20 protein-coding genes and 2 tRNA genes are annotated in these 23,080 nt (G+C 43.7%); 13 read left to right on the top strand and 9 right to left on the bottom strand.

Annotation, left to right across the window (positions count from 1 at the left end):
- Positions 1 to 297: transposase (locus BMX95_RS30395; RefSeq protein WP_177193733.1), on the top strand; the 297-nt coding region annotated here is incomplete at its 5' end.
- 32 nt (positions 298 to 329) lie between these two features.
- Here the strand turns inward: BMX95_RS30395 and BMX95_RS30390 are convergent.
- Together BMX95_RS30390 and BMX95_RS30385 are read right to left on the bottom strand one after the other, a co-directional pair.
- Positions 330 to 929, bottom strand: coding sequence for a S24 family peptidase (locus tag BMX95_RS30390; RefSeq protein ID WP_081200423.1), 600 nt, complete (start codon positions 927 to 929; stop codon positions 330 to 332).
- A 50-nt stretch (positions 930 to 979) separates the two neighbouring features.
- Positions 980 to 1,351 carry a hypothetical protein gene (locus BMX95_RS30385; protein ID WP_081200422.1) on the bottom strand — a complete coding sequence of 124 codons (372 nt, stop codon included), beginning with the start codon at positions 1,349 to 1,351 and terminating at the stop codon, positions 980 to 982.
- A gap of 358 nt (positions 1,352 to 1,709) precedes the next feature.
- On the opposite strand from BMX95_RS30385, the gene BMX95_RS35900 reads away from it, so the two are divergent.
- Together BMX95_RS35900 and BMX95_RS30375 are read left to right on the top strand one after the other, a co-directional pair.
- Positions 1,710 to 1,952: a helix-turn-helix domain-containing protein gene (locus tag BMX95_RS35900; RefSeq protein WP_081200421.1), complete on the top strand. Its 243-nt coding sequence runs from the start codon at positions 1,710 to 1,712 to the stop codon at positions 1,950 to 1,952.
- A gap of 118 nt (positions 1,953 to 2,070) precedes the next feature.
- A complete protein-coding gene (locus tag BMX95_RS30375) occupies positions 2,071 to 2,946 on the top strand; it encodes a DUF2971 domain-containing protein (protein WP_165758916.1) in 876 nt (291 codons plus the stop codon).
- 40 nt (positions 2,947 to 2,986) lie between these two features.
- On the opposite strand, the gene BMX95_RS30370 is transcribed toward BMX95_RS30375, so the two are convergent.
- From BMX95_RS30370 to BMX95_RS30345, 6 genes are all read right to left on the bottom strand, one after another.
- Positions 2,987 to 3,931 carry a hypothetical protein gene (locus BMX95_RS30370; protein ID WP_081200419.1) on the bottom strand — a complete coding sequence of 315 codons (945 nt, stop codon included), beginning with the start codon at positions 3,929 to 3,931 and terminating at the stop codon, positions 2,987 to 2,989.
- A gap of 258 nt (positions 3,932 to 4,189) precedes the next feature.
- A tRNA-Asn gene (locus BMX95_RS30365) sits at positions 4,190 to 4,263 on the bottom strand.
- Between the two features lie 147 nt (positions 4,264 to 4,410).
- Positions 4,411 to 4,767: a Rieske (2Fe-2S) protein gene (locus tag BMX95_RS30360; RefSeq protein WP_081200418.1), complete on the bottom strand. Its 357-nt coding sequence runs from the start codon at positions 4,765 to 4,767 to the stop codon at positions 4,411 to 4,413.
- A gap of 6 nt (positions 4,768 to 4,773) precedes the next feature.
- Positions 4,774 to 5,958 (bottom strand): GTPase HflX, encoded by a 1,185-nt coding sequence (hflX, locus tag BMX95_RS30355; RefSeq protein ID WP_081200417.1) that lies wholly within the window; start codon positions 5,956 to 5,958, stop codon positions 4,774 to 4,776.
- 215 nt (positions 5,959 to 6,173) lie between these two features.
- Positions 6,174 to 6,947, bottom strand: a complete 774-nt coding sequence (locus BMX95_RS30350) for an outer membrane beta-barrel protein (RefSeq protein ID WP_081200416.1) — start codon at positions 6,945 to 6,947, stop codon at positions 6,174 to 6,176.
- A 282-nt stretch (positions 6,948 to 7,229) separates the two neighbouring features.
- A tRNA-Ile gene (locus BMX95_RS30345) sits at positions 7,230 to 7,303 on the bottom strand.
- A 178-nt stretch (positions 7,304 to 7,481) separates the two neighbouring features.
- On the opposite strand from BMX95_RS30345, the gene BMX95_RS30340 reads away from it, so the two are divergent.
- The 8 genes from BMX95_RS30340 (at position 7,482) to BMX95_RS30305 (ending at position 20,634) form a co-directional block, all read left to right on the top strand.
- Complete coding sequence (locus BMX95_RS30340) at positions 7,482 to 8,051, top strand: RNA polymerase sigma-70 factor (protein WP_081200414.1); 570 nt, start codon at positions 7,482 to 7,484, stop codon at positions 8,049 to 8,051.
- Positions 8,052 to 8,157: 106 nt separating this feature from the next.
- Complete coding sequence (locus tag BMX95_RS30335; RefSeq protein ID WP_165758915.1) at positions 8,158 to 9,297, top strand: FecR family protein; 1,140 nt, start codon at positions 8,158 to 8,160, stop codon at positions 9,295 to 9,297.
- A gap of 234 nt (positions 9,298 to 9,531) precedes the next feature.
- On the top strand, positions 9,532 to 12,867 hold the full coding sequence (locus tag BMX95_RS30330; RefSeq protein ID WP_165758914.1) for a TonB-dependent receptor: 3,336 nt from the start codon (positions 9,532 to 9,534) through the stop codon (positions 12,865 to 12,867).
- 18 nt (positions 12,868 to 12,885) lie between these two features.
- Entirely contained in the window at positions 12,886 to 14,403 is a 1,518-nt protein-coding gene (locus BMX95_RS30325) for a RagB/SusD family nutrient uptake outer membrane protein (protein WP_081200408.1), read from the top strand.
- A gap of 96 nt (positions 14,404 to 14,499) precedes the next feature.
- The gene (locus tag BMX95_RS30320; RefSeq protein ID WP_242673122.1) at positions 14,500 to 15,810 is read left to right on the top strand and encodes a glucoamylase family protein; all 1,311 of its coding nucleotides are present in this window, start codon (positions 14,500 to 14,502) and stop codon (positions 15,808 to 15,810) included.
- A 36-nt stretch (positions 15,811 to 15,846) separates the two neighbouring features.
- A complete protein-coding gene (locus BMX95_RS30315; protein ID WP_090519677.1) occupies positions 15,847 to 17,700 on the top strand; it encodes a family 43 glycosylhydrolase in 1,854 nt (617 codons plus the stop codon).
- Positions 17,701 to 17,713: 13 nt separating this feature from the next.
- Positions 17,714 to 19,987 (top strand): beta-glucosidase BglX, encoded by a 2,274-nt coding sequence (bglX, locus tag BMX95_RS30310; protein WP_081200404.1) that lies wholly within the window; start codon positions 17,714 to 17,716, stop codon positions 19,985 to 19,987.
- Between the two features lie 44 nt (positions 19,988 to 20,031).
- Entirely contained in the window at positions 20,032 to 20,634 is a 603-nt protein-coding gene (locus BMX95_RS30305; RefSeq protein ID WP_165758913.1) for an HAD family hydrolase, read from the top strand.
- An 8-nt stretch (positions 20,635 to 20,642) separates the two neighbouring features.
- Here the strand turns inward: BMX95_RS30305 and BMX95_RS30300 are convergent, their stop codons facing one another.
- Positions 20,643 to 20,906, bottom strand: a complete 264-nt coding sequence (locus BMX95_RS30300) for a DUF4834 family protein (RefSeq protein ID WP_081200400.1) — start codon at positions 20,904 to 20,906, stop codon at positions 20,643 to 20,645.
- Between the two features lie 334 nt (positions 20,907 to 21,240).
- Here BMX95_RS30300 and BMX95_RS30295 point away from each other — a divergent pair, with 334 nt between their 5' ends.
- Both BMX95_RS30295 and nusA read left to right on the top strand, forming a co-directional pair.
- The gene (locus BMX95_RS30295; protein ID WP_081200398.1) at positions 21,241 to 21,705 is read left to right on the top strand and encodes an LSm family protein; all 465 of its coding nucleotides are present in this window, start codon (positions 21,241 to 21,243) and stop codon (positions 21,703 to 21,705) included.
- Positions 21,706 to 21,750: 45 nt separating this feature from the next.
- Entirely contained in the window at positions 21,751 to 22,998 is a 1,248-nt protein-coding gene (gene nusA / locus BMX95_RS30290) for a transcription termination factor NusA (RefSeq protein ID WP_081145586.1), read from the top strand.
- Positions 22,999 to 23,080: the final 82 nt, after the last annotated feature.

Here is a 23,080-nt window from a genome sequence, read left to right as displayed (position 1 = left end):
AAATACAAACATGCGATCCTGTCATGGAAAACCAACTGGGATAACCTGACCAGCTATTTTGATTTTCCCATGGAGATCAGGAAAATCATTTATACCACCAATACCATCGAAAATGTGAACCGGGGCATTAGGAAGTACATCAAAACTAAAGTTCAATTTACTGATGATATGGCCGCCCAAAAAGCGGTTTACCTGGCGCTCATGAATATCGAAAAGAAATGGAATGCGACCCTTCACAACTGGGGGCTTATTCTTCATCAGTTCTTAACTATCTTTGAAAACAGATGCCGGCTCTAAGCAGTTACTTGCGCCTATTTACACAAAGTATTTTATACTCTCATTGAAGCCCCTATTTTGAAAATGGCTTCTATTTGATCTAGGCTTTTTTCCATGGGAGGAAATGCAAACTGGTCTGGATTATCAGAAACCAGTTGGATATTATTGCCCTTTTCACCTTGGTAAACTCTCCTTACGATGCCCTGCCAGTTGGTGTCAATTATGTAATAATATTGACCTGAAGTAAGAGTGCGGTTATCAGTTAGCCGGGAAATTGTTATCCGGCAGCCATTACTGAATGTGGGTGCCATGCTGTGACCAGTTACTTCAATAACACCCTCTACAAAACCGAGAAAAGGAGCATTGATGCGGTCCACAATTAACTCTGGTTCGTCATTTGAAAAAATTATGCTTCCAGTGGCAGCTTTACAATCTGTTTGTAAGACTGCTGGACGTCTATTTCTTAAAAGCAGTCTTAATGTAGCCGGTTTCTTACTTTCCGCGTCAAAGGCTTCTTCTGCCAAATTATTTTCCATCCTGTCCAGGTACGCCTTTAATGTAAAGTAATCGGCTATTCTACTGGGCTTTGTTCCTTTTTCCCATTTATACAGTGTTTCCTTTGCAATACCGGTTTCGGTTGCAATGACAGGCATCTTAATATTTGACTGTATTCTGAATTCCCTTAATCGGACACCAATGTCTGTCACGCTTCACTATTTAAAGGAGATGAATAATCTGGTGGATTCCGATCTCCTGAAAGTCGATTTGTTTTTAAAACAAATGCAGCTTCAATTATCTCTTCTATTTTTTCATAAAAGTAGATATGGTTGCTGCGCTCAAGTGGCTCACTTGAAATGCTTCCTGGGCTTGAAATAATTGCTGTAAGCCATTGCCATAGTAATTCCCTGGTTTCATTTAAATGATAGCATTGGAAAAAGTCATCAAGAACAAGAAGGGGATTATCCAATTGCTCCTCTGAAAGACGTAATGGCTGATTATACCATTGTGGATGTTTGTTGTAGGTTTTGCCGCTGAAATTGAAGTTAGATGCGGACTTGGTTAATGGCTCTTCCATATGTAAAAGTTTTTAGCTTACATAATTGGTGAATGAGCCTGCGGTAATAAAAGAAAAATGCGCAGGCCACTTGCGTTACCCATTGGCCTAAGGAACCTGGGCACATACAAGCGAGCCCACGCAAAAACGTGAGCATCGCCGTGTTTATCTTATCCTGGGTTCCTTAGGCCAACAAGGAAAAGACAAAAAGGCAATGCAGTCTATCTTCGATGGAGACTGCGAAAATAATATATGTAGAGGGAACTATTCGAGTAATAGTTCCCGTTTTATACATAACAAATATAGGAAAATAATATTAACCGGACATGTCCGGTTGTAAAATTTATTTTATAAAAGTTGATTGCATCCAAAATACTGCATGGAAAGCAAGCCCCATTCTACTAAGTTAGACATGTACATTATTAATAAGGTAAGGGAGATGCGCGAGGAGAGCGGAATGATCCAAACGGCATTGTCGCAGGCTCTGAATATGGCTGATAGCTTTGTGTCGAATGTTGAAAGCCTAAAGCGCCGTGACAAGTACAATGTCAACCACTTGAACGAGTTGGCGAAAATTTTTAAATGTTCGCCAAGGGATTTTTTACCGGAAAAGCCACTTTGACAAATATGTACATATTTGTCAAAGTAGCTTTTCAAATTGTCCATGTAAAATCGAAATTTATATCAAGCCTTTAATTTTAAGAATGAATAACAATTGGATAGAGAGTTATTGGGAATTCATGATCACCGACAACATTGAAGAAGCAATCCCTCTCAAGAGCTTACACTTTCCCAAGTCATTTTTTAAATATAGATGGTTAACTGAGAGAACAATTCAAACAATTGAAGAGGGGTATATTTGGTTAGCCGAAATAGCTTCATTAAATGATCCCTTTGAATGTTCTATTCAGTTTGATAATGATGAATGCTTGAGGCATTTTTATGGCTCTGATCAATTTCGATTAACATTTGAAATAATGACTGGTCAAAGGTTGACAACGAAAGAAATATCAGTATTGTCTACCTCTGATAAGCCTTATGATGAATATTTAAAGATTTGCGCACTAAGAAAAATAGCGATTGGTATAAATTCCGAAGAACAACTTAAAAAGGTTCAGCGGCGATGGACTGAAATCGTTGAGGAAATGAATCGAAATTTGCGGATATGTAGTTTTAGCCTGAACAGTAGTTCCCTATTATTATGGAGTCATTATGCATGCGAACATAAAGGGATTTGTATTGAGTATGATCTTGAAGATGTGGATGAGATAAGAGCTTTTATGCAGCCAGTCATGTATCGTGATAGAGTGCATAAAATAGGTCTTTTCGAAGAGTATACAACGATGCAAATGATTGGCGCAAGCCTAATAAAATCTAAAGATTGGGTATATGAGCAGGAATGGAGACTTACAATATTTAAGCAAAAGGACAAATTCCCACAAAAAATGAAAGTGCCTGTACCTAAAGGGATTTATTTAGGAACCCGATTTGCTTTAAACAGCGACGATTTAAAAAATAAACTTTTCAAAATTGCCTCAGCCAAGGGTATACCGATTTTTCAAATGGAAAAACATCCCCAAGAATTCAAACTTGTTAAAGGAAACTTTAAAATATGAAAATAAGTTCCAATTTTTATAAATGAGGATAGGAGTAAAATCATTGCCTATTACTGTTAACATTCCCGTTATAGTTTTCTTTAAGAAGCTTATTATTTTTCTTAAGCCTTCTATTCTCAAGAAATGTAAAGAGTCTGCCTATAAAAGTGTAATAAAAATAATTATAAGCTTTTCCTTTTAATGGGGTGGTGGCAAATTCACTGATTATTTCTTTAGCTCTGTTATTAAAGTCTATTACTTCAAACGACTCACAATTAATATTGCCATTTGCTTTTTGTGTACTGAGTAAAGCTGTAAGTTGTTCTTTTGAGGCAATACTTTCTTTAGTTAAGTTAAATTTGGTGAATTTTTTAGTTTGCTCATCTTCTTCATGTATGGCGACTATCTGATCTTCATTGTTTCTATACTTAAAGTGAACTAAGTATCGGACGTTGGATCCATAAGAGCTATTTTCATATTTTAATCGTACTGGATGAACAATTGTAGTCAGATAGTTTTTAAAAAACAAGATTTCCGGTCTCCAACGGTCAGTGCGGGCGTTCACTTTATATTTTCCATCAGTAGTACTTACAATAACTTGCGTTTTAAGTTGACGATTATTAAATAAGTCGTTTAGCTTTATAATATTGAGGCTTGTAGAATAAAATAAAATTGGATCATATTCTTTATGATAAACTTCAAACGGCTTTAGTATTAAAGGGGAATCTTTAAAATCTTCTAGTAATAAATAATTATTGTTTCCCAGCTTTATGTAAATTTCAAATATTACGGCGGCTCTATCTTTTAAATTTTCTAAGGTTAGACTCGAAATATATGAATCATCACATTCCATTGATGAGCAAGTTGAATAACTACACCTTAGGTAATATCCGGCTTTTAACGCAAATGCTTTAATTGTATATAATAAAGCAATAATTGAAATTATTAAGGCTACTAACGCAAGTAAAAGACCTATTAAATCTTTATACTGATTTAAATATTCCATTGGATTAATGCTTTTTAATTTTTTATCCGAACTGTAGAAGAAAAAAATTTAGACTAAATACTTGGTTACATTTATCCTTTCTGCATTAAGTACATTGCAAAATATTAGTATGAATTAGGTGAAGTATGTTACAAGGATAAAAATTGTAATTTTAGAACAAAGTCAGCTCTTTCAAACCACTTCGCCTACTTGCTGGCAAATTACTGGCAAAAATGCAAAAAGGCCGCCGAAGCGACCTTTTAGGTGATTGATTTTCAGCTCCCCCTTCAGGACTTGAACCTGAGACCCTCTGATTAACAGTCAGATGCTCTAACCAACTGAGCTAAGGAGGAATATGTTTCCATTTCAGAACTGATTGAAAAACTGGTAGTTATTTGCTACCTCTGTTCCGAATTGGGCAGCAAAAATAAGGAATTTCCCAGTTCGAAAACAAAAGAAAAAAGAAAAATTAGTCCGATTTCAAAGATTTTTTTTCAGCCCTACAGCCAGCCAAATAATCCACCGTCTGGAATGCCCACAAAAATGGCTTCATTCCGCATTTCTACCGGATAAATCTTTAAATAATATCCCTCGCCACTCGTGTTACGCCCATTCTTCAAACTGAATTTGTACCGGTGTACCGGACAAACCACATTTCCTACCGCATCGATATATCCTTCCGACATAATTCCACTGGCGTGCGGACATTTATAAGCAAAGCCAAACCATTCCTCCCCAACCCGGGTCACGCAGATCTTTTTCCCTTTTATTTCAACCACAGCAATACCCTGCTCATTAAAGTTGAGTTCGGATGAATCTTCAGCTATTCGATGGTACTGGTATTTTTTCTCGGTCATACCCTGTTAAAACCCCGTTTTATATGGATACCGGATCGTATATAATTCCTTCACCTTGTTTAAAATGGTCGACCGCAGCTCGTCGATATTCCTTCTTTCTGTTGCAGAAATAAAAACACAATTGCCCTGCAGTTCATTTTCCCAACGATCTTTTAGGTCCTTCAGGATCTCGGTGCGTACTTCTTCTTCCAGCCAGGGGTCGAAGGTATTTTTTTCGTACTGGTCCATTTTATTGAAAATAGTGATCACCGGCTTATCAATTACGTTCAGTTCCTGCAAGGTTTTGTTTACTACGCCAATCTGATCTTCGTATTGCGGGTGCGAGGTGTCGGCCACGTGCAGCAGGATATCGGCCTCGCGTACTTCATCGAGCGTGCTTTTAAAGCTTTCTACCAGGTGGTGGGGCAGTTTGCGAATAAAACCAACCGTATCGCTTAGTAAAAAAGGTGTGGTCTCAAAAACTACTTTGCGGGTAGTGGTATCGAGCGTGGCGAATAATTTGTTTTCGGCAAATACATCGCTCTTCGACAGCAGGTTCATGATGGTGCTTTTGCCCACGTTGGTATAACCTACCAGGGCTACCCGAATAAATTCACCCCGGTCTTTACGTTGAGTGGCAGATTGTTTATCTATTTCACTCAGGCGTTTGCGCAGCAAGGCTATTTTTTCACGAACGATCCGTCGGTCAGTTTCAATTTCCGTTTCCCCCGGACCTCTTGTACCAATACCACCTCCAAGACGTTCCAGGTGTTTCCACATACCACGCAAACGCGGCATCAGATACTGGTACTGGGCCAGTTCTACCTGGGTTTTGGCCTGAGCGGTTTTGGCACGGCGGGCAAATATGTCCAGAATAAGGTCACTGCGGTCGATAGTTTTTACATCGAGCACCTTTTCAATATTCTGGATCTGTGAACCGCTTAGTTCATCGTCGAAAATAATGACGTTGATGTCCCGGCCTTCGATATAGGCCCTGATCTCTTCCAGCTTTCCTTTACCAACAAAGGTGCGGCTATCGGGATGCGGGAGCTTTTGTACAAATCGTTTTACTGCTTTGGCACCGGCCGTTTCGGCCAGAAATGCCAGTTCGTCCAGGTATTCTGTTACCTGTACTTCGGTTTGTAATTTATGTACCAGTCCTACCAGTACAGCTTTCTCTTCGTTTTGAATGATGTTCTTCTTATCTAACAAGTCCTTCGATTTTCGGTGCAAAAGTAAGCTGAAAAACCGGAAACTGGGGGACATGACGCCGAAACGAAGGAACCGTTAAGGCGGAAAGTCGTTTTTATGCGGATTGGACCCGTCGAAAAGAGGAAAAAGGCCCGATGAAGGTCAAGCCCGACGGGAAATAAAAAATCCGGAAGGGGGTGCCTTCCGGATCGTATGTTGATAATTGATTGTTCTGTTTACAAACCGCTGATCGATAAACCAATTGTGAACGGTCTTATGTCGACGAGGGGTGAACCTGGAGGAACTGCGCCGTCTTTAATAAACTGGTTGATCTGGTACTGACCGAAAATTCCAAACACCCCTTTGCTTATACGACCGGTTACGGCCAGACGTGTACTATTAAAGTAACGTTTTGATTTTATTTTCTCAGTGTAGTTGTTAATGGTCCCACCTTTGCTCGACATCAGGTTCTTACCTTTTGTCATAGCGCTTAACATAGTTCCGATTTTACCACCCACAGCCACTTTCCAGCTTTTATTGGTGTTGTCGGGGTCGGCAGCGAAGCGGAGCTCTACAGGTATTTCAAGATAAGTAGTGGCGATCTTGTATTTTTTGAAGTAGTTGGTGTCGGATTTAAATGCGAGTGTATTGGAGGTTCTTCCGGCAATATCAACCGACATTTTATCGAGGTAGAAATTGTCGGTACCTAAACCAGCACCAATACCTACGCTAAAACGGGGGCTGGTTTTGAAGGGGAAGTCGAACATAAAGTACATATTAAATGTACGGGGTATGCCTTTGGTAGCAATGGTATCTGGTTTAGAGGCCCAGCCATTATACCCCAGTTGTATCATGAAGTGGTCGTTAGCCCGGTTGGGGTTATACTTCCACACCTTTTTCTTGGATGGAGTTGCAGATGCAGGTGCAGGGGCTGCAGTCTTGGTAGAATCCTGTGCAAAAATGGGAAGTACAAATGCCAATGCGAGGGAAAGCGTAATCAATTTTTTCATACTGTTCTCAAATGATTGTCAAAAGTATCTTTCACAGGGTTAATGAAAGGTTAAGGTTACAAAAAAGCCCATAGCACTGCCATGGGCAAAAGAGGTAATGAGTTGACTTTATTACGAACCGTTCCGGCGGCTATCGGGGAGCGATACGTCAAATAAGGTAATTAACACTACAGAGCCTCTGTTTTAATCGACCAGAGAACCGGGCGACTTGTGTAAGGCATACCTTAACCCTCCTGAGAATTTTTTTTGGAGAGAAGCCAACGATGAAATAAGAACTGTAAGTGGATCCTGCTGGGATCGAACCAGCGACCCTCTGATTATGAGTCAGATGCTCTAACCGTCTGAGCTAAGGATCCATTCCGATTTGGTCGGAAATATTTTTGAATAAAAGAGCTTTCTGTTTAGAGAGCAGCAAAATTAGAAAAATTCAAGCAGTACCAATCAGAAATCTCATTTAATTTTTAAATTATCTTAGCAGCAGCATTCCGGTGACCCATTTGGTCTCTTTTTAAGAACGATTAGCAGTTTTTTATTATGCTTGCCAGCGCCAACATCCAGGAACTGCAACAGCGCATTGCGCTTTTTGACGACCAGTTTGCCTATAAGGAACTGTTTAGCCTGTTCTATAAGTCCCTTCAGCAATTTGCCGCCTCTTTTGTCCGTTCCCCTGAAGTGGCGGAAGAAATCGTTTCTGACGTATTTATAAAGGTATGGAAGAAAAGAGCAGGCCTTAACCGCATCCATAACCTCAAACTATACCTCTTTATCAGTACCAAAAACGGAGCCCTCAATTATCTCCGTACCCGGAAAAAGATCTTCCTGCAACCTGAGCAATACTTCGTGCAGCTGCAAAGCATTTATTTCGACCCCGAAAAATTAATGCTTACTGCCGAAATGATGAACCGGGTTCAAAAAGCCATTAACGACCTGCCGCCCCGCTGCCAACTCATTTTCAAATTAATAAAAGAAGATGGCCTTAAATACCGGGAAGTGGCAGACCTATTGCATATTTCTTTAAAAACGGTTGAAAACCAAATGGCTATTGCCATCAAAAAAATTGGGCTGGCCATTCATTTCGATATTCGTACCACTTTATCTTCCTAAAACCCGGTTGGGATATTCCCGACCACTACCTATGTAAAAAAATCTTTCACGGGCTTGGGGGTATGCTTTTTACAATGGTGTCCTTATGTGTATATGTATTATACACATGAATAAGGACAGAACCTGGTTTTTAATTAGTAAAAAACTGGCCGGTGAAGCAAGTGCCGGGGAGTTGAACGAACTGGAGGGGCTGTTGCGTAGCGACCCTGACATGCATTATGCGCTTCAAAACATAACTGATTTATGGAATTTGTCCACCCCTGTAAGCAACGACACGGAGGAGGCCTTTAACCGTCATGTAAACAAATTAAAAGAGGCCACTACAGACTGGAACCACGCCCATGAAAAAACTGAACTTCAACCCGACAATACATACACAACCACACAAAAGCGTTCGCGAAAAAAATTAATGATCATAAGTATAGCAACCGCTGCACTTATGGTGGCCAGTTTTTATTGGTATAACGCAGTAACAAAACGGGCAGTATCTGCCCGCCCTTTTCCGGTAGCGCAAACCGGCGAAAAGAATAAAGTGAGTACCCATAATGGTTCCAAAACAACCATCAACCTGCCCGATGGATCAAAAGTGTGGCTGAATGCCGGTAGCCAGTTGTCCTACGACAAGAATTTTGGTGGCGACATCAGGGAAGTGACACTCAGCGGTGAAGCCTATTTTGAAGTAATGTCTGTTATGGCGCCGGGAACAACCCAAAAGATCCCCTTCATAATCCATACTCAGCAAATTGATGTACGCGTGCTGGGCACAGCATTTAATGTAAAAGCGTATCCCAACGAAAAGCAAACAGAGACCAGCCTGGTTCATGGCAAGGTGGAGGTATCGATCCATAACCGCCCCGAAGAAAAATTTATGTTACGCCCCAACGAAAAACTGGTGGTGATGAATGAGGAAGTGAGCACGCCGGTTACCCCTAAAGCTGGCTTAAAAAGCAACCAGCCTTTTGTTTCATATAGCAAACTAAACTATACCGGGGCTGATAGCCTGGTAATTGAAACAGCCTGGGTGCAAAACAAACTGGTATTTGACAATGAATCGTTCGGGGAGATTGCTGAAAAACTGCAACGCTGGTACAATGTAGAGATCCGGTTTAAAGATGTAAAAATGCAGCAGGAATCTTTCACCGGAACCTTTGAAAATGAAACCATACAACAGGCCCTCGATTATATGAGTATAACAAAGCCTTTTCATTATACCATACAGGGTAATATAATAACTATAGGAAGATGAATTTAAAATCAAAACGATTGCTAATGAATAACAACAGTTCGTAGATATAAAAATAAAAAAGCGGAACCTCATTGCAGTGAGATTCCGCCAGGTAAAATACAGGCTGAATTGAGCTTTCCTGTTTAGGCGCAGGAAACACCTATTATTTAACCTTCCAATTATCAAAGTATGAAAAAAAACGGAATTCCGCTGAGTTTCGGCAGGGACCCGATTTTCCTAAAGTTCGTCCGGATTATGAAGCTTGCATTCGCTATAATACTCATAAGTTGTCTTCATGTTACAGCCGGTGGCTATTCGCAAAACAGGATCAGTGTTGACTTTCAGTCAACCCAATTGAAAAGGGCATTATCATTTATTGAAAAGAAAAGCAATTTCCGGTTTCTGTATAATGAAAACCTGGTAACCAATGCACCCCGCATTACGCTTACCATGGTCAATGCCGAAGTAACTGAGGTGTTAGGCAGATTGCTTAACAATACCGGTCTCTCCTATCAGTTAATGGCCAACAACCTGGTGATCCTTAAAACGGGTATGGCAGAAGTTCAAAATATTAAAGTGACGGGCAGGGTTACCAGCTCCACTGGTGAACCTGTTGCCGGTGCCTCGGTGGTAGTGAAGAATACTTCCATTGGCACCACCACCGATGGAGCCGGAAATTATTCCCTTACTGTACCTGACAGCGCTATACTGGTAATTTCTTCCCTGGGATTTGAAACCCAGGAAATAACCGTTAATGGGCGCGCTACCATCGATGTTAGTTTAAAAGCAGCCGATGCCTCCTCGCTGCAACAGGTTGTAGTGGTTGGTTATGGTACCAGCACGAAAAGAGATTTAACGGCCCCGGTGGCCGTGGTGAATCCTGAAGACCTGAACAAACGCACCACAGCCAGCCCCATGCAGGCATTACAGGGGAATGTAACGGGCGTACAGGTAATAACCAGTGGAGCACCGGGCGGTTCACCCACCGTAAAGATTAGAGGGGTGGGTTCATTTAATAATACGTCACCATTGTATGTAGTGGATGGCATGTTCGTAGATAATATCGACTTCTTAAATACCAATGATATTGGGGAAATGTCGATTTTGAAAGACGCCTCCGCTGCTGCTATTTATGGCGTACGGGCTGCAAACGGAGTGGTAATCATCACCACCAAAAAAGGGAAATACAACCAAAAGACGCGGGTAACCTATAATGGTTACTTTGGCGTACAGGTACCTACGGGTAATACCAAATTGGCTAATGGCTCACAGTATGCTGCCATGCAGCTGGCTAAACAAACTTCTGCAGATTCTGCGCGGGTTACCAATTCGGTAACCAAATTTGGTGGTAGTGGCGTAAACCCAACTACCAATACCGACTGGTACAATGAAATTTTGAAGAGTTCGGCCCTTATGCACAACCATAGTCTGGATATAAGCGGCGGCGCGCCAAAAGTTAATTATACCCTTGGGTTGAATTACCTGTACCAGGATGGTGTTACCGAAACCGAAAGCAGTTATAAAAGATATAATGGCCGCTTCCAGGTTGAGGCCAAACCATATGATTTTTTGAAGATGGGCATTACTGCGCATTTCACCAACTTCACCCAACAGAATCCTAATGCCGGCGCTTTTTCATTGGCATATATGGCTTCTCCATTATACCCTGTGTTTGATGCTACCAATACGCTGGCAAGACCTACCAAATATGCTTCTTCCACTTCGCTTGGTTTTGCCAACGGTGTTTTTAATAACCCGGTTGCTGCAGCCAATTACTGGTACGATAAAACAAAAGGTTTCCAAATACTTCCCTCGGTTTATCTGGAAGCAGATCTCCTAAAAAATAAATTGTCTGTCCGTTCCCAGTTGAGTCAGCGCTATGGATCTAACCTGAACCAGAACTACCTGCCCGAATATTATGTTGATAATATCCAGCAGGCAAGGGTTTCGGTGCTTACCTCCACGCAGGACAGAACAAACAATTATATCCTCGATAATTTAATTACCTACAAAGACAGCAAGGACAAACACCATTGGACGGTGCTCTTAGGTCAATCTGCCCGGCAGGAACAGTTCAGATCAACGCAGGTGATTACCGACAGTATACCGCCCGATCAAATTTACTGGTATGCCGACCAGGGTCCCCGCCGTTCGAATGGCTATAATGAAACAGGTTACAGAAATACCTCTATCTCCTATTTCGGCAGACTGGAATATAACTATGCCGGCAAGTATTTGTTAACAGCTACTTTCCGTGCAGATGGTACGTCGAAGTACCAGGAGAAGTGGGGTTACTTCCCTTCGGTTGGTGTAGGCTGGGTGGTCTCGGATGAGGACTTTATGAAAGACAACAAGATCTTCGACCTGTTGAAATTGCGTGGGTCGTGGGGAAAACTGGGTAACGACAATGTGCCACCGAGCACGGGTTATGCAGTAGTGTACAGCGGCAATGACTATTCAGGCATTTTCAACAGTACCGGCATCACCAATGGTGTACCTGTAACCGGTTATCGTATAGACCCTTTATTTGGTACAGTAAAATGGGAAGTAGTAGACGAATGGGATGTGGGTGTTGACTTTTCTTTATTGAATAAACGGTTAAAGGGTTCTGTGGATTACTATCACCGCAGAACAAATGACCTGGCATTTGAAAGAACCTATCCTTTTATAGGCAATGTAAAGGTATACAGTAACTGGGGTAAGGTAGATAACAGCGGTGTAGAGGTAACCCTTGACTGGGCCGATAAAATAGGGGAGATAGGTTATCATGTAGGCGGCAATCTCACCACGGTGAAAAACAATGTGGTTGACCTCGCCGGTCAGAAAAACATTCCGGGCGGCGTGGCTGAGTTTCCAACCCAGTCACAGGTGGGCGAGCCATTCAACTTCTTTTATGGGTACCAGGTAGCTGGTGTTTACCAGAACCAGGCCGAAATAGATGCAGACCCCGTTGCCGTTGCCAATAATTTAAAACCGGGCTACTTCAAGTTCGCAGATGTAAACAATGATAAAAAGATCGATGAAAACGATCGCGTAAACCTGGGAAGTTACCTGCCTAAGATCAATTATGGATTTAATCTGGGAGTGGATTACAAAGATTTTGATCTGAGTATTTTCTTCCAGGGTGTGGGCGAAAGTTATATTCTGAACAATAACCGCGCGGCCCGGCAAAAGTTCTCCGACATGAATGGGGATGAAAAATTTGTAACCAGCTTGTGGACAGGCGAAGGTTCTACCAATAAATATCCTTCAGCCATTGGGTCTACCCAATCGTGGAATAACAATGCCAGTTCGTTTTTTGTAGAGAACGGATCGTACCTGCGGCTACAGAATATTCAACTGGGATACAACTTCAAAGTGGGTGGCACCAGTGGCGCCTCGTTCAGGGTGTATGCAACGGCCGATCGTCCGGTTATCTGGACCAGGTACTCTGGTATAACCCCTGAAATAGCAGCCCCGGCACAGCTACCGAAAGACAGGGCAGCGGGACCAGCCAATACAACGCCTACCCAGATCTCCTCGTTCGGGTACGACAATAATGTGTATCCCACAACTGCTGTTTATTCTATTGGGGTAAGAATTACTTATTAACCTTAATTACTCAGGATCATGAAGACTATAAAATATATCTTATTTCTACTGCTGTTGATACAGGCAACAGCTTGTAGTAAGTACCTGGATCACGATGTAGAAGACAGACCACGCAGCACAACGATCGACTACACCAATTTAGGTGCGATGTATTCACCGGTATCAGGTGCTTATCGTACGGCCGCCGGCGAAAATCCGGGTTTTGTACACTGGATGGATTGCGGAGTACGCGTTGTACGCGGTGATGATGTGGCCAAGGGATCGTCGCCCAACGACCAGGGAACGCTTTCCGATATTAAAAACTTTCAGAATGAAAATCCAGGTGTGGTTACTTTCTGGGGCAACAATAACTATTGGAACGACCATTACGCGGCTGTGTTGTATTGCAATGAAGCATTGAATGATCTTGACAGGTATCGGGCAAACATCGCCGCCAGTGATGCCGCCAACCTGGCGTTTTACAATCAGTACAGATCTGAAGTAAGGGTGATCCGTGCCTGGGCGCATATGCTGATCTCCCGGGTATTTGGTAATGTACCTATTATTACCAACAACGACAGTTTAACTACCAGAAGGGCAAGTTCGGTACTGGAAATACGACAATGGGTTATGAATGAAATGGATTCTGCCATTGGTTTCCTGGAAGATGCCCGTCCTAACCAGTCTACACACAAGGGCGCTATAACAAAATACACCGCCCTTTTAATAAAGGCTAAAGCAGCCGCCGATGCAGCAGGTAACGATAATGGCAGTCCGTTCTGGGATGTTGTTTTATCTGCCACAAATGATATCATCAATAGTAATAAATTCTCCCTGTACCCCGATTTTTATCAACTCTGGAAACTTCCAGGCAAGCTGTCTGATGAATCGTTATATGAATTGCAGTTTACCGATTTTGGCACCAGTACAGGTACCTCGGTATTGCCCGGTGCGTTCTTTACTTTTCAGGGACCGAGTGGCAATCAGCAGGGCAGTCCTATTTCCGGCTGGGGCTTTTTAGCGCCTACACAAACAGTTGTTGATTTTTTCAATAGCCGTAACGATTCCGTTCGACTGAAAACCTCTATCCTATTCGTCGGTTCCAGTGAGAGCTCGTATGTAGTTTCTCCATCTGGGGATACTGTTTATGGCAACTCCAACTCGCAAACCAGGTTCATGGGTAAGGCATACCTGCCCAGGAATCAAATGACAGGCGGAAGAACCGACTATGGTTCCAATAATAACGTACGCGTATTGCGCTATGCTGATGTTTTATTATTAAATGCGGAGGCAAAAGTTAGAAAAGGCCAAAATGGTGATGTGCCCTTTAACCTGGTGCGCGTGCGGGCCAAATTAAATCCGTTAACCGGGGTGACTTTACAACAGGTGCTGGATGAACGCCGCGCTGAATTTGCCTGTGAGTGGTGGGGTGAACGATACAATGACCTGCTGCGCACCGGGCAAGCTGCCACGGTATTGGCAAATCAGGGCTTTGCACCTGGAAAGGAGTATGTGCCCATTCCACAGGCACAAAAGGACCTGGACCCGAATTTGTAGTGATCGATCTGTACCCACACAAGTACCGAAACTAAACGACACGCCACAATGATACGTTCCAGGTTAACCCTAATAACGATTGTAATTTCTTTTTTAGTGATCCGATGCTCGAATACGCAGAAACCAGTGAATGGAGAGGCGAAGTTTACGCCTGAAGATGAGGAGGTTTTTACCCAGGTGCAGCAACAAACCTTTCAATATTTCTGGGAGGGGGCAGAGCCAAACAGTGGGATGGCCCGGGAACGTATTCACGTTGATAATGTGTACCCCGAAAAAGATCAGAGCGTTGTTACCACTGGAGGCAGCGGCTTTGGAGTAATGGCCCTGTTGGTGGGCATCCACCGCGGGTTTATTACCCGCGACCAGGGACGCGAACAGCTTGACAGAATTGTTCATTTTCTGCAAACAGCCGATCGTTTTCATGGCGCCTGGCCCCATTGGTTTTATGGGGAAACCGGTAAGGTAAAACCCTTTGGCCGAAAGGACAATGGCGGCGACCTGGTTGAAACCTCTTTCCTGTTACAGGGTTTGCTTTGTGCCCGGCAATTCTTTAAAAATGGCGATTCAGCCGAGCAGGTATTATCTAAACGTATAGACACGTTGTGGCAGGAGGTTGAGTTTGACTGGTACCGCCATGGTGAAAATGTATTGTACTGGCATTGGAGCCCAACCTATAACTGGGAAATGAATTTTCCGGTGCATGGGTATAACGAATGTATGATCATGTATATACTGGCAGCGGCTTCGCCCACCCATGGCGTACCACCCGAAGTGTACCATGAGGGTTGGGCGCAAAATGGCCAGATCGTTTCACACTGTCCTATTATGGGCTATTCCCTGCAGTTGTACCACCAGGGCGATTCGCCCTATGGCGGCCCCCTGTTCTGGGCCCATTACTCCTGGCTGGGGCTCGACCCGCATGGGTTAAAGGACCGCTATGCCGATTATTGGGAAGAAAATAAAAATCAAACCCTCATCAATTATGCCTGGTGTGTAAAGAATCCAAAATATTTCAATGGATATGGTCCCGATAGCTGGGGACTTACAGCCAGTTATTCCATACACGGCTATGATGCACATGCACCGGGCAAGAACACCGATCTGGGGGTAATATCGCCCACCGCAGCTTTGTCCTCCTTTCCATACACACCACAACAATCCATGCAGGCTATGCGGCATTGGTACAACGATGAGAAAGATAAGCTTTGGGGCCCTTATGGTTTTTATGATGCATTTAGCCAGACTGCCAACTGGTACCCACAACGGTACCTGGCTATTGATCAGGGGCCTATAGTAGTGATGATGGAAAACTATCGCAGCGGGTTGTTATGGAAATTGTTTATGAGCTGCCCTGAAATAAAAACAGGGTTAAAAAAACTGGGCTTTACAAGCCCCCACTTTAAATGACCCTGACAGGCCGAAGACCGGATCAAACACCCTAACATGTTTACAAAACTTATTTATACAGCTTTCTTTCTTGCGGTCCTTGTTCCGCAGGTTTTTCCTCAAAGCAGTGCGAAAACCGATCGTGTGCATGCAGAAAAGGTGGGCCATCCGCCAACTGGCGGAGGGCCCACCTTTACAATAAAGACCTATTGCAACCCAATTAATATCGACTACGGGTATACGCCCATTCCCAATTTTACCGAATGGGGCAAACACCGGGCTACCGCCGACCCGGTCATAGTAATGTACAAAGGCGATTATTATTTATTCAGTACCAACCAATGGGGTTATTGGTGGAGCAGCGATATGAGCAACTGGCATTTTGTTTCCCGCTTGTTTCTAAAACCCTGGCATAAGGTCTATGACGAATTGTGTGCGCCGGCGGTTTGGGTGCAGGGCGACACGTTACTGGTATTTGGTTCAACCTATTCAACCAACTTTCCCATTTGGATGAGCACTAACCCCAAAGCCAATGAATGGAAAGAAGCCATAGATTCATTTGAAATAGGTGGCTGGGACCCTGATTTTTTTCTGGATGACGACGGTAAGTTATATATGTACAATGGCAGCAGCAACCGGTATCCGTTGTACGGGATTGAAATTGACCGCAAAACATTTGCTCCCAAAGGCACCCGCAAGGAAATGTATTTGCTGGAACCCTGGCGTTATGGCTGGCAGCGTTTTGGCGAATACCAGGACAACACGTTCCTTGATCCGTTTATAGAAGGCGCCTGGATGACCAAACATAACGGAAAATACTATCTGCAATATGGCGCGCCCGGTACCGAGTTCAGCGGGTATGCCGATGGTGTGGTGGTGGGTGACCATCCGCTGGGTCCATTTATACCCCAGTCACAACCCCTGAGTTACAAACCCGGTGGTTTTGCCCGGGGGGCCGGTCATGGTGCCACCTTTAAAGACCCTAACAATAACTGGTGGCATGTATCGACCATAGCCATTTCGGTGAAAAATAACTTTGAACGGCGTATTGGCATCTGGCCCGCCGGTTTTGATAAAGACGATGTGATGTATATGGATGCCGCCTTTGGAGACTATCCTCATTATCTACCTATTAACGTCTCCTCTCCGCCAGCCGGCGGAGGAGGCCGGGAGGGGGCTGAAGGAGGCGAAGCCTCCTTCACCGGATGGATGCTGCTAAACTATTCCAAACCAGTCACTGTTTCATCTACACTTGCCAGTTATTATGCTAATTTTGCCGTGGACGAAAACATAAAAACATACTGGAGCGCTGCTACCGGTAATAAAGGCGAGTGGATAGCAACCGACCTGGGTAGCACCTGCACCGTACGGGCCATACAACTCAATTATGCCGATCAGGATGTAAATTTCCTGGGCAAACAACAGGGCACCTATCATCAATATAAATTATATCAAAGTGCAGATGGTAAAAACTGGAAATTGCTGGTAGATAAAAGCAACAATAAAACCGATGTGCCGCATGATTATATTGAATTGCAAACCCCGGTTCAAACCCGATATATAAAACTCGAAAATATACATATGCCCGGTGGCAAATTCGCCATCAGTGGGTTACGCGTATTTGGCAATGGTAACGGCAACAAACCCGAAGAAGTAAAACAGTTTATTGTTTTGCGCACCGAAAAAGACAAACGCAGCGCCTGGTTAAAATGGCGGCCGGTTGACAATGCCTACGCCTATAATATTTACATGGGGCTGGCGCCCGACAAATTGTACAACTGTGTAATGGTATATAGCAGCAACGAATATTATTGTAAGGCCATGGATAAAGAAAAGCCATATTACTTTACCATAGAAGCCATCAATGAAAGCGGAGTATCTGTAAGAAGCAAAGTGATAAAAGCAGACTAATAAATAAACATATATGCGCAGGACAGTATTAACGATTGTTACTTTATCCTTTCTGTTACAGGCAACCGCACAAACAAGCGACGCCAAAATGAAGGCGTACGTGGCCAGCCTCATGAGCAAAATGACGCTGGACGAAAAGATCGGCCAGCTGAATCTGGTTACACCTGGTTCGGGTGTACCTACCGGCTCGGTAGTAAGCCGGGGCGTGGAAGATAATATCCGCAAAGGACGGGTGGGCGGCCTTTTCGGCATTTTTGGACCCGATAAAATTCGCCAGGCTCAAACCCTGGCTGTAAAAGAAAGCCGCCTGCACATTCCCCTCATCTTTGGGTTGGATGTAATACATGGACACAAAACTATTTTTCCCGTTCCGCTCGGGCTCTCCTGTTCCTGGGACACCACCCTGATAGAGCGCACTGCCCGTATAGCCGCCATTGAAGCATCTGCCGATGGGCTTTGCTGGGTATACTCGCCCATGGTTGATATTGCCCGCGACCCGCGTTGGGGCCGTATTGCCGAAGGTTCGGGTGAAGACCCTTACCTGGGTTCAAAAATTGCGCGGGCCATGGTAAAGGGCTATCAGGGTACTGACCTGTCGAAAGACAATACGGTAATGGCCTGTGTAAAACATTTTGCCCTGTATGGCGCTGCAGAAGCCGGCCGCGATTATAATACCACCGACATGAGCCGCATCAGAATGTACAATGAATACCTGCCTCCCTACAAGGCGGCAGTTGATGCCGGCGTAGGCAGTGTAATGAGCTCCTTCAATGAAATTGATGGCATTCCGGCAACAGGCAACCATTGGCTGCTGACTGAGTTGTTACGCAACAAATGGGGGTTTAAAGGCTTTGTAGTCTCAGATTATACCTCGGTAAATGAAATGATAGCGCACGGCATGGGCGATTTGTCTACTGTATCGGCCCTGGCTTTAAAAGCCGGTCTGGATATGGACATGGTAGGCGAAGGTTTTCTGACCACTTTACAAAACTCCCTGAAAGCAGGTAAGGTAACCCCGAAGGAAATCAACGATGCCTGCCAGCGGGTACTGGAAGCAAAATACAAGCTCGGTTTGTTCGATGATCCATTTCGTTATATAAACGAATCAAGGCCCGATAAAGAGATCCTGACCGCGCAGAACAGGCAGGCAGCGCGCGAAACCGCTGCCCGCTCCATGGTGCTGTTAAAAAATGAACGCCAGACCCTGCCCTTAAAAAAATCAGGCACCATTGCCCTGATAGGCCCGCTGGCCGATAATCACGCAGAAATGTTAGGCACCTGGGCCGTAAGTGGTGATAAAACAAAAAGCGTAAGTATACAGGAAGGCTTTAAAAATGTGGCAGGCAGCGTGCAAATGTTGTTTGCAAAAGGGTCCAATATAACCGATGATACCGCCTTTGCCAAACGCATCAGCCCATTTGGCAAACCAACAGAAATAGATCCCCGAACCCCGGAAGTAATGATACAGGAAGCGGTTGATGCAGCAGGGAAAGCAGATGTGGTAGTGGCTGTGGTGGGCGAAGCGGCGGAGATGTCGGGCGAGTCATCCAGCCGCACCAGTCTGGATTTACCGGGCAGTCAGCGAAGGCTGATAGAAGCCCTGGTAAAAACCGGAAAGCCGTTGGTGGTGGTATTAATGAATGGGCGACCGCTTACCATTCCCTGGCTCGATGAACAGGCGCCGGCCATTGTAGAGGCCTGGTTTGCCGGCACCGAAGCCGGGAATGCCATTGCCGATGTGTTGTTTGGCAGTTACAACCCCTCGGGCAAACTCACTACCTCCTTTCCACGCAATGTGGGCCAGATTCCGATTTACTATAATCACAAAAATACCGGCAGGCCGTATGAAGGTGGCAACCCCAAATTCAAATCAGATTACCTGGATGTTGACAATTCGCCCTTGTACCCTTTTGGCTACGGGCTCAGCTATACAACGTTCACTTACGATACCATTCAGCTAAGCCAGAATACAATACGCCCGGGACAGCCGATTACAGCAACGGTGCTGGTTAAGAATACCGGAAATATGGCCGGGGAAGAGACCGTACAGCTCTACATCCGGGACCTCGTGGGGTCGGTAACCCGCCCGGTAAAAGAGTTGAAAGGCTTTCAGAAAATAAAACTGAATGCAGGGGAAATGAAAAAAGTGGAATTCACAATTAGTGAGAACGACCTTAGATTTTACAATAGCGAGCTGAAATATGTATCGGAGCCCGGTGAGTTTAAATTATTCATTGGCACCAACAGCCGTGATGTAAAGGAAGCCGGCTTTAGATTGGAGAAATAATTTTGAAGTGTAACTTGCTCCCAAATTAATAATTGATGGCACCTGTGAAAAGCATAATTTTTGATTTGGGCGGAGTTTTACTCAACCTGGATGTTCCCAAAACCAGCGATGCATTTAAAGCATTGGGTCTTACCCACATTGATGAATTATTTCGCATTGGCTTTGCTACTTCTTTTTTCAGGGATTATGAAATGGGCACCATTTCAGACGAGTTGTTTATAGAAAAGGCGCAGCAGCTGTCGGCACCAGGCACCACCAAAGACCAGATCATTGCTGCCTGGAATGATATGTTGCTGGATTTTCCAGCCAAACGGGTGGAGTTCCTTAAAAAGCTGCAAAGCAAATACCGGCTTTATTTATTCAGCAATACCAATCAAATACACCTACTGCATTTTCACAAAGCTTACCGGGAAGTATATGGCAGCGACATGGACAATCTTTTTACAAAGGCGTACTATTCCCACCTCATAAAACTGCGTAAACCCGATGTAGCGGCATTTGAATATGTTATAAAGGACAGCAGCGTGCATGCGGCAGAAACCCTGTTTATTGACGATGCCCTTGTAAATGTGGAAGGGGCGCAAAAGGCTGGTTTACAGGGACTGCACCTCACCGGAGGGAAAACGATCCTCGATCTGGGCCTTTAAAATATTGATTATTCTTTTACATCTTCAAAATCAATGTAATCGCCGGCTTTTGGTTTGCTGGCTGTATGGTTATGGGGGGGAGAAGACGTCCGGTTATTGGCCGTGGTATTTTGTTGCAGCGGATCCTCTTGCTGCTGGTGCTGGCGTTGAAACTCCTTTATCTGGCTACGTACGCGCCACGACATTTTAATTACGGGCACGAGGAAGTTGAATACAAATTTGTAAAGGAAGATGGCAAGAAATATATATAACAGTACGCGAAATATGCTCATATTACAAAAACTAAAGGTACAAATACACCGGCTAACAAACTGTTAGGGGCTTGCAAATACTATTCAGCTGCTGCAAAAAACAGGCCCCCGACTATTTATTGGAAACCTGGCAAAACTATATCAAATCAACAAGTGTTGTATTCTGAATGTTCGTAACGGGCGGTTTTTTGGCTTTCTTTCTTTAAAATGGTGGCCGTCACCCATTTAAATTTTCATTTATTCGAAATTAACAACAGGGTTTTTGGAAGTATTAATCTATTTACCTTACCTTTGCCAAGGCAAAAGATGATTAGAAAGGGAACGGAATCGTTCCCTTCTTTATTTCCCATAAGACATGGAAACACCAGTACAGGCAATTGAAAAAATGATGCAGGATATGCTGGCTAATGATCCAGCTTACTTCCTGGTAGAGATCAAAGTAAAACCCACCAATAACGTAAAGCTATTTTTGGATGGTGACCAGGGAGTGACTATTGAGAAGTGTATCTCCTGGAACCGGGCTTTATATAAAAAGATCGAAGAGGACAATCTATTCCCTAATGGAGACTTTTCGCTTGAAGTATCTTCTCCCGGCGTTGACGAACCCTTAAAGTTGTTACGGCAATACAGGAAGAACCTGGGCCGGTCGGTTGAGGTAATCCTCAAAGACGGTATTAAAGTTGCCGGCAAAATGACTGAGGTGGGAGAAGACACCATTACGGTTGAGGAGACAAAAGGAAAAAATAAAAAGAAAGAGGTGATAACGCACCAATTTCAATTTGATCAAATTAAATCAACAACAATTCAAACTGTATTTTAATAAGGTTTTTCGGTACAAAATGCCGGAAGAAAAAAATTGTAGTATATGGCAAGCATAAACTTGATAGAGGCCTTCGCAGACTTTAAGGACGCGGAAAATATTGATCGCCCTACCATGATGAAAGTGGTAGAGGATGTTTTCAAAACCCTGCTGCGTAAAAAATATGGCAGTGACGAGAATTTTGACGTAATTGTGAATGCAGAAAAGGGTGACCTGGAAATTATGCGCCGCCGTACTATAGTTGAGGATGGAGCTGTGATGGACCCGCTGGCTGAAATTGCTTATAGCGATGCCGTTAAAATAGAACCCGACTTTGAAGTAGGGGAAGAATTATATGAGGAAATAAATATCCTCGATTTTGGCCGCCGGGCAATTCTGGCCGCCAAACAAACCCTGGCAAGCCGTATTAGTGATCTGAAAAAGAACGTACTGGTTAAAAAATATGGTGACAGAATAGGTGAAATTATCAGTGCTGAGGTATACCAGGTTTGGAAAAAAGAAATTTTATTGCTCGATGAAGAAGGGAATGAGTTAATATTGCCTAAGAGTGAGCAAATTCCGCAAGACTATTTCAAGAAAGGTGAAAATATCCGCGCCGTTGTTAAAAAAGTAGAATTAAAAAACAATTCTCCGGTCATTATTTTATCCCGTACCTCTCCCTCTTTCCTTGCAAAACTGCTTGAAATTGAGGTGCCTGAAATATTTGATGGTTTAATTGTTATTAAAAAGATCGTTCGGGAGCCCGGCGAAAGGGCGAAAGTGGCCGTGGAGTCATACGACGATCGTATTGATCCCGTGGGCGCCTGCGTAGGTATGAAAGGTAGCCGTATCCATGGAATTGTACGGGAACTGAAGAACGAGAACATCGATGTTATTAACTGGACCAATAATATTCAACTGCTGATCCAACGCTCGCTAACACCGGCCAAGATCACTACCCAGGATCTTGACAATGATAAAAAACAGGCGAATGTTTACCTGAAACCTGATCAGGTGTCGCTGGCAATCGGGAAAAAAGGCGTGAATATCAAGCTGGCACAGGAATTAACGGGATATAGCATCGACGTTTATCGCGATACGGAAGGCGAACCCCAGGAATTTGATATCGATCTGGAAGAATTTAGCGATGAAATTGAAACCTGGATTATTGATGAGCTCAAACGCGTTGGTTGCGATACAGCCCGCAGTGTGCTGGATCTCACGGCAGAAGAGCTGGAAAGAAGAACCGATCTCGAAAGAGAGACCATCAACGAAGTTCGTCGCATTCTGAATGAAGAATTTGAAAAAGGATAGGCAGAATAGTCAGATTGGTTATTAAATACATATGACATAATTAGGAAATGTGATCAATTTGCCTTTTTCCAAGTAATTTGCT

Source organism: Niastella yeongjuensis (genome assembly GCF_900110245.1).
Classification (GTDB): Bacteria; Bacteroidota; Bacteroidia; order Chitinophagales; family Chitinophagaceae; genus Niastella; species Niastella yeongjuensis.
Note: the sequence above shows the minus strand (reverse complement) of the source record. Positions and strands in the feature narration are given on the sequence as shown.

Coding starts and splice junctions, on each gene's coding strand:
- BMX95_RS30390 (WP_081200423.1), bottom strand. CDS start 929: ATGCCTGTCATTGCAACCGAAACCGGTATTGCAAAGGAAACACTGTAT.
- BMX95_RS30385 (WP_081200422.1), bottom strand. CDS start 1,351: ATGGAAGAGCCATTAACCAAGTCCGCATCTAACTTCAATTTCAGCGGC.
- BMX95_RS35900 (WP_081200421.1), top strand. CDS start 1,710: ATGGAAAGCAAGCCCCATTCTACTAAGTTAGACATGTACATTATTAAT.
- BMX95_RS30375 (WP_165758916.1), top strand. CDS start 2,071: ATGATCACCGACAACATTGAAGAAGCAATCCCTCTCAAGAGCTTACAC.
- BMX95_RS30370 (WP_081200419.1), bottom strand. CDS start 3,931: ATGGAATATTTAAATCAGTATAAAGATTTAATAGGTCTTTTACTTGCG.
- BMX95_RS30360 (WP_081200418.1), bottom strand. CDS start 4,767: ATGACCGAGAAAAAATACCAGTACCATCGAATAGCTGAAGATTCATCC.
- BMX95_RS30350 (WP_081200416.1), bottom strand. CDS start 6,947: ATGAAAAAATTGATTACGCTTTCCCTCGCATTGGCATTTGTACTTCCC.
- BMX95_RS30340 (WP_081200414.1), top strand. CDS start 7,482: ATGCTTGCCAGCGCCAACATCCAGGAACTGCAACAGCGCATTGCGCTT.
- BMX95_RS30335 (WP_165758915.1), top strand. CDS start 8,158: ATGAATAAGGACAGAACCTGGTTTTTAATTAGTAAAAAACTGGCCGGT.
- BMX95_RS30330 (WP_165758914.1), top strand. CDS start 9,532: ATGAAGCTTGCATTCGCTATAATACTCATAAGTTGTCTTCATGTTACA.
- BMX95_RS30325 (WP_081200408.1), top strand. CDS start 12,886: ATGAAGACTATAAAATATATCTTATTTCTACTGCTGTTGATACAGGCA.
- BMX95_RS30315 (WP_090519677.1), top strand. CDS start 15,847: ATGTTTACAAAACTTATTTATACAGCTTTCTTTCTTGCGGTCCTTGTT.
- bglX (WP_081200404.1), top strand. CDS start 17,714: ATGCGCAGGACAGTATTAACGATTGTTACTTTATCCTTTCTGTTACAG.
- BMX95_RS30300 (WP_081200400.1), bottom strand. CDS start 20,906: ATGAGCATATTTCGCGTACTGTTATATATATTTCTTGCCATCTTCCTT.
- BMX95_RS30295 (WP_081200398.1), top strand. CDS start 21,241: ATGGAAACACCAGTACAGGCAATTGAAAAAATGATGCAGGATATGCTG.
- nusA (WP_081145586.1), top strand. CDS start 21,751: ATGGCAAGCATAAACTTGATAGAGGCCTTCGCAGACTTTAAGGACGCG.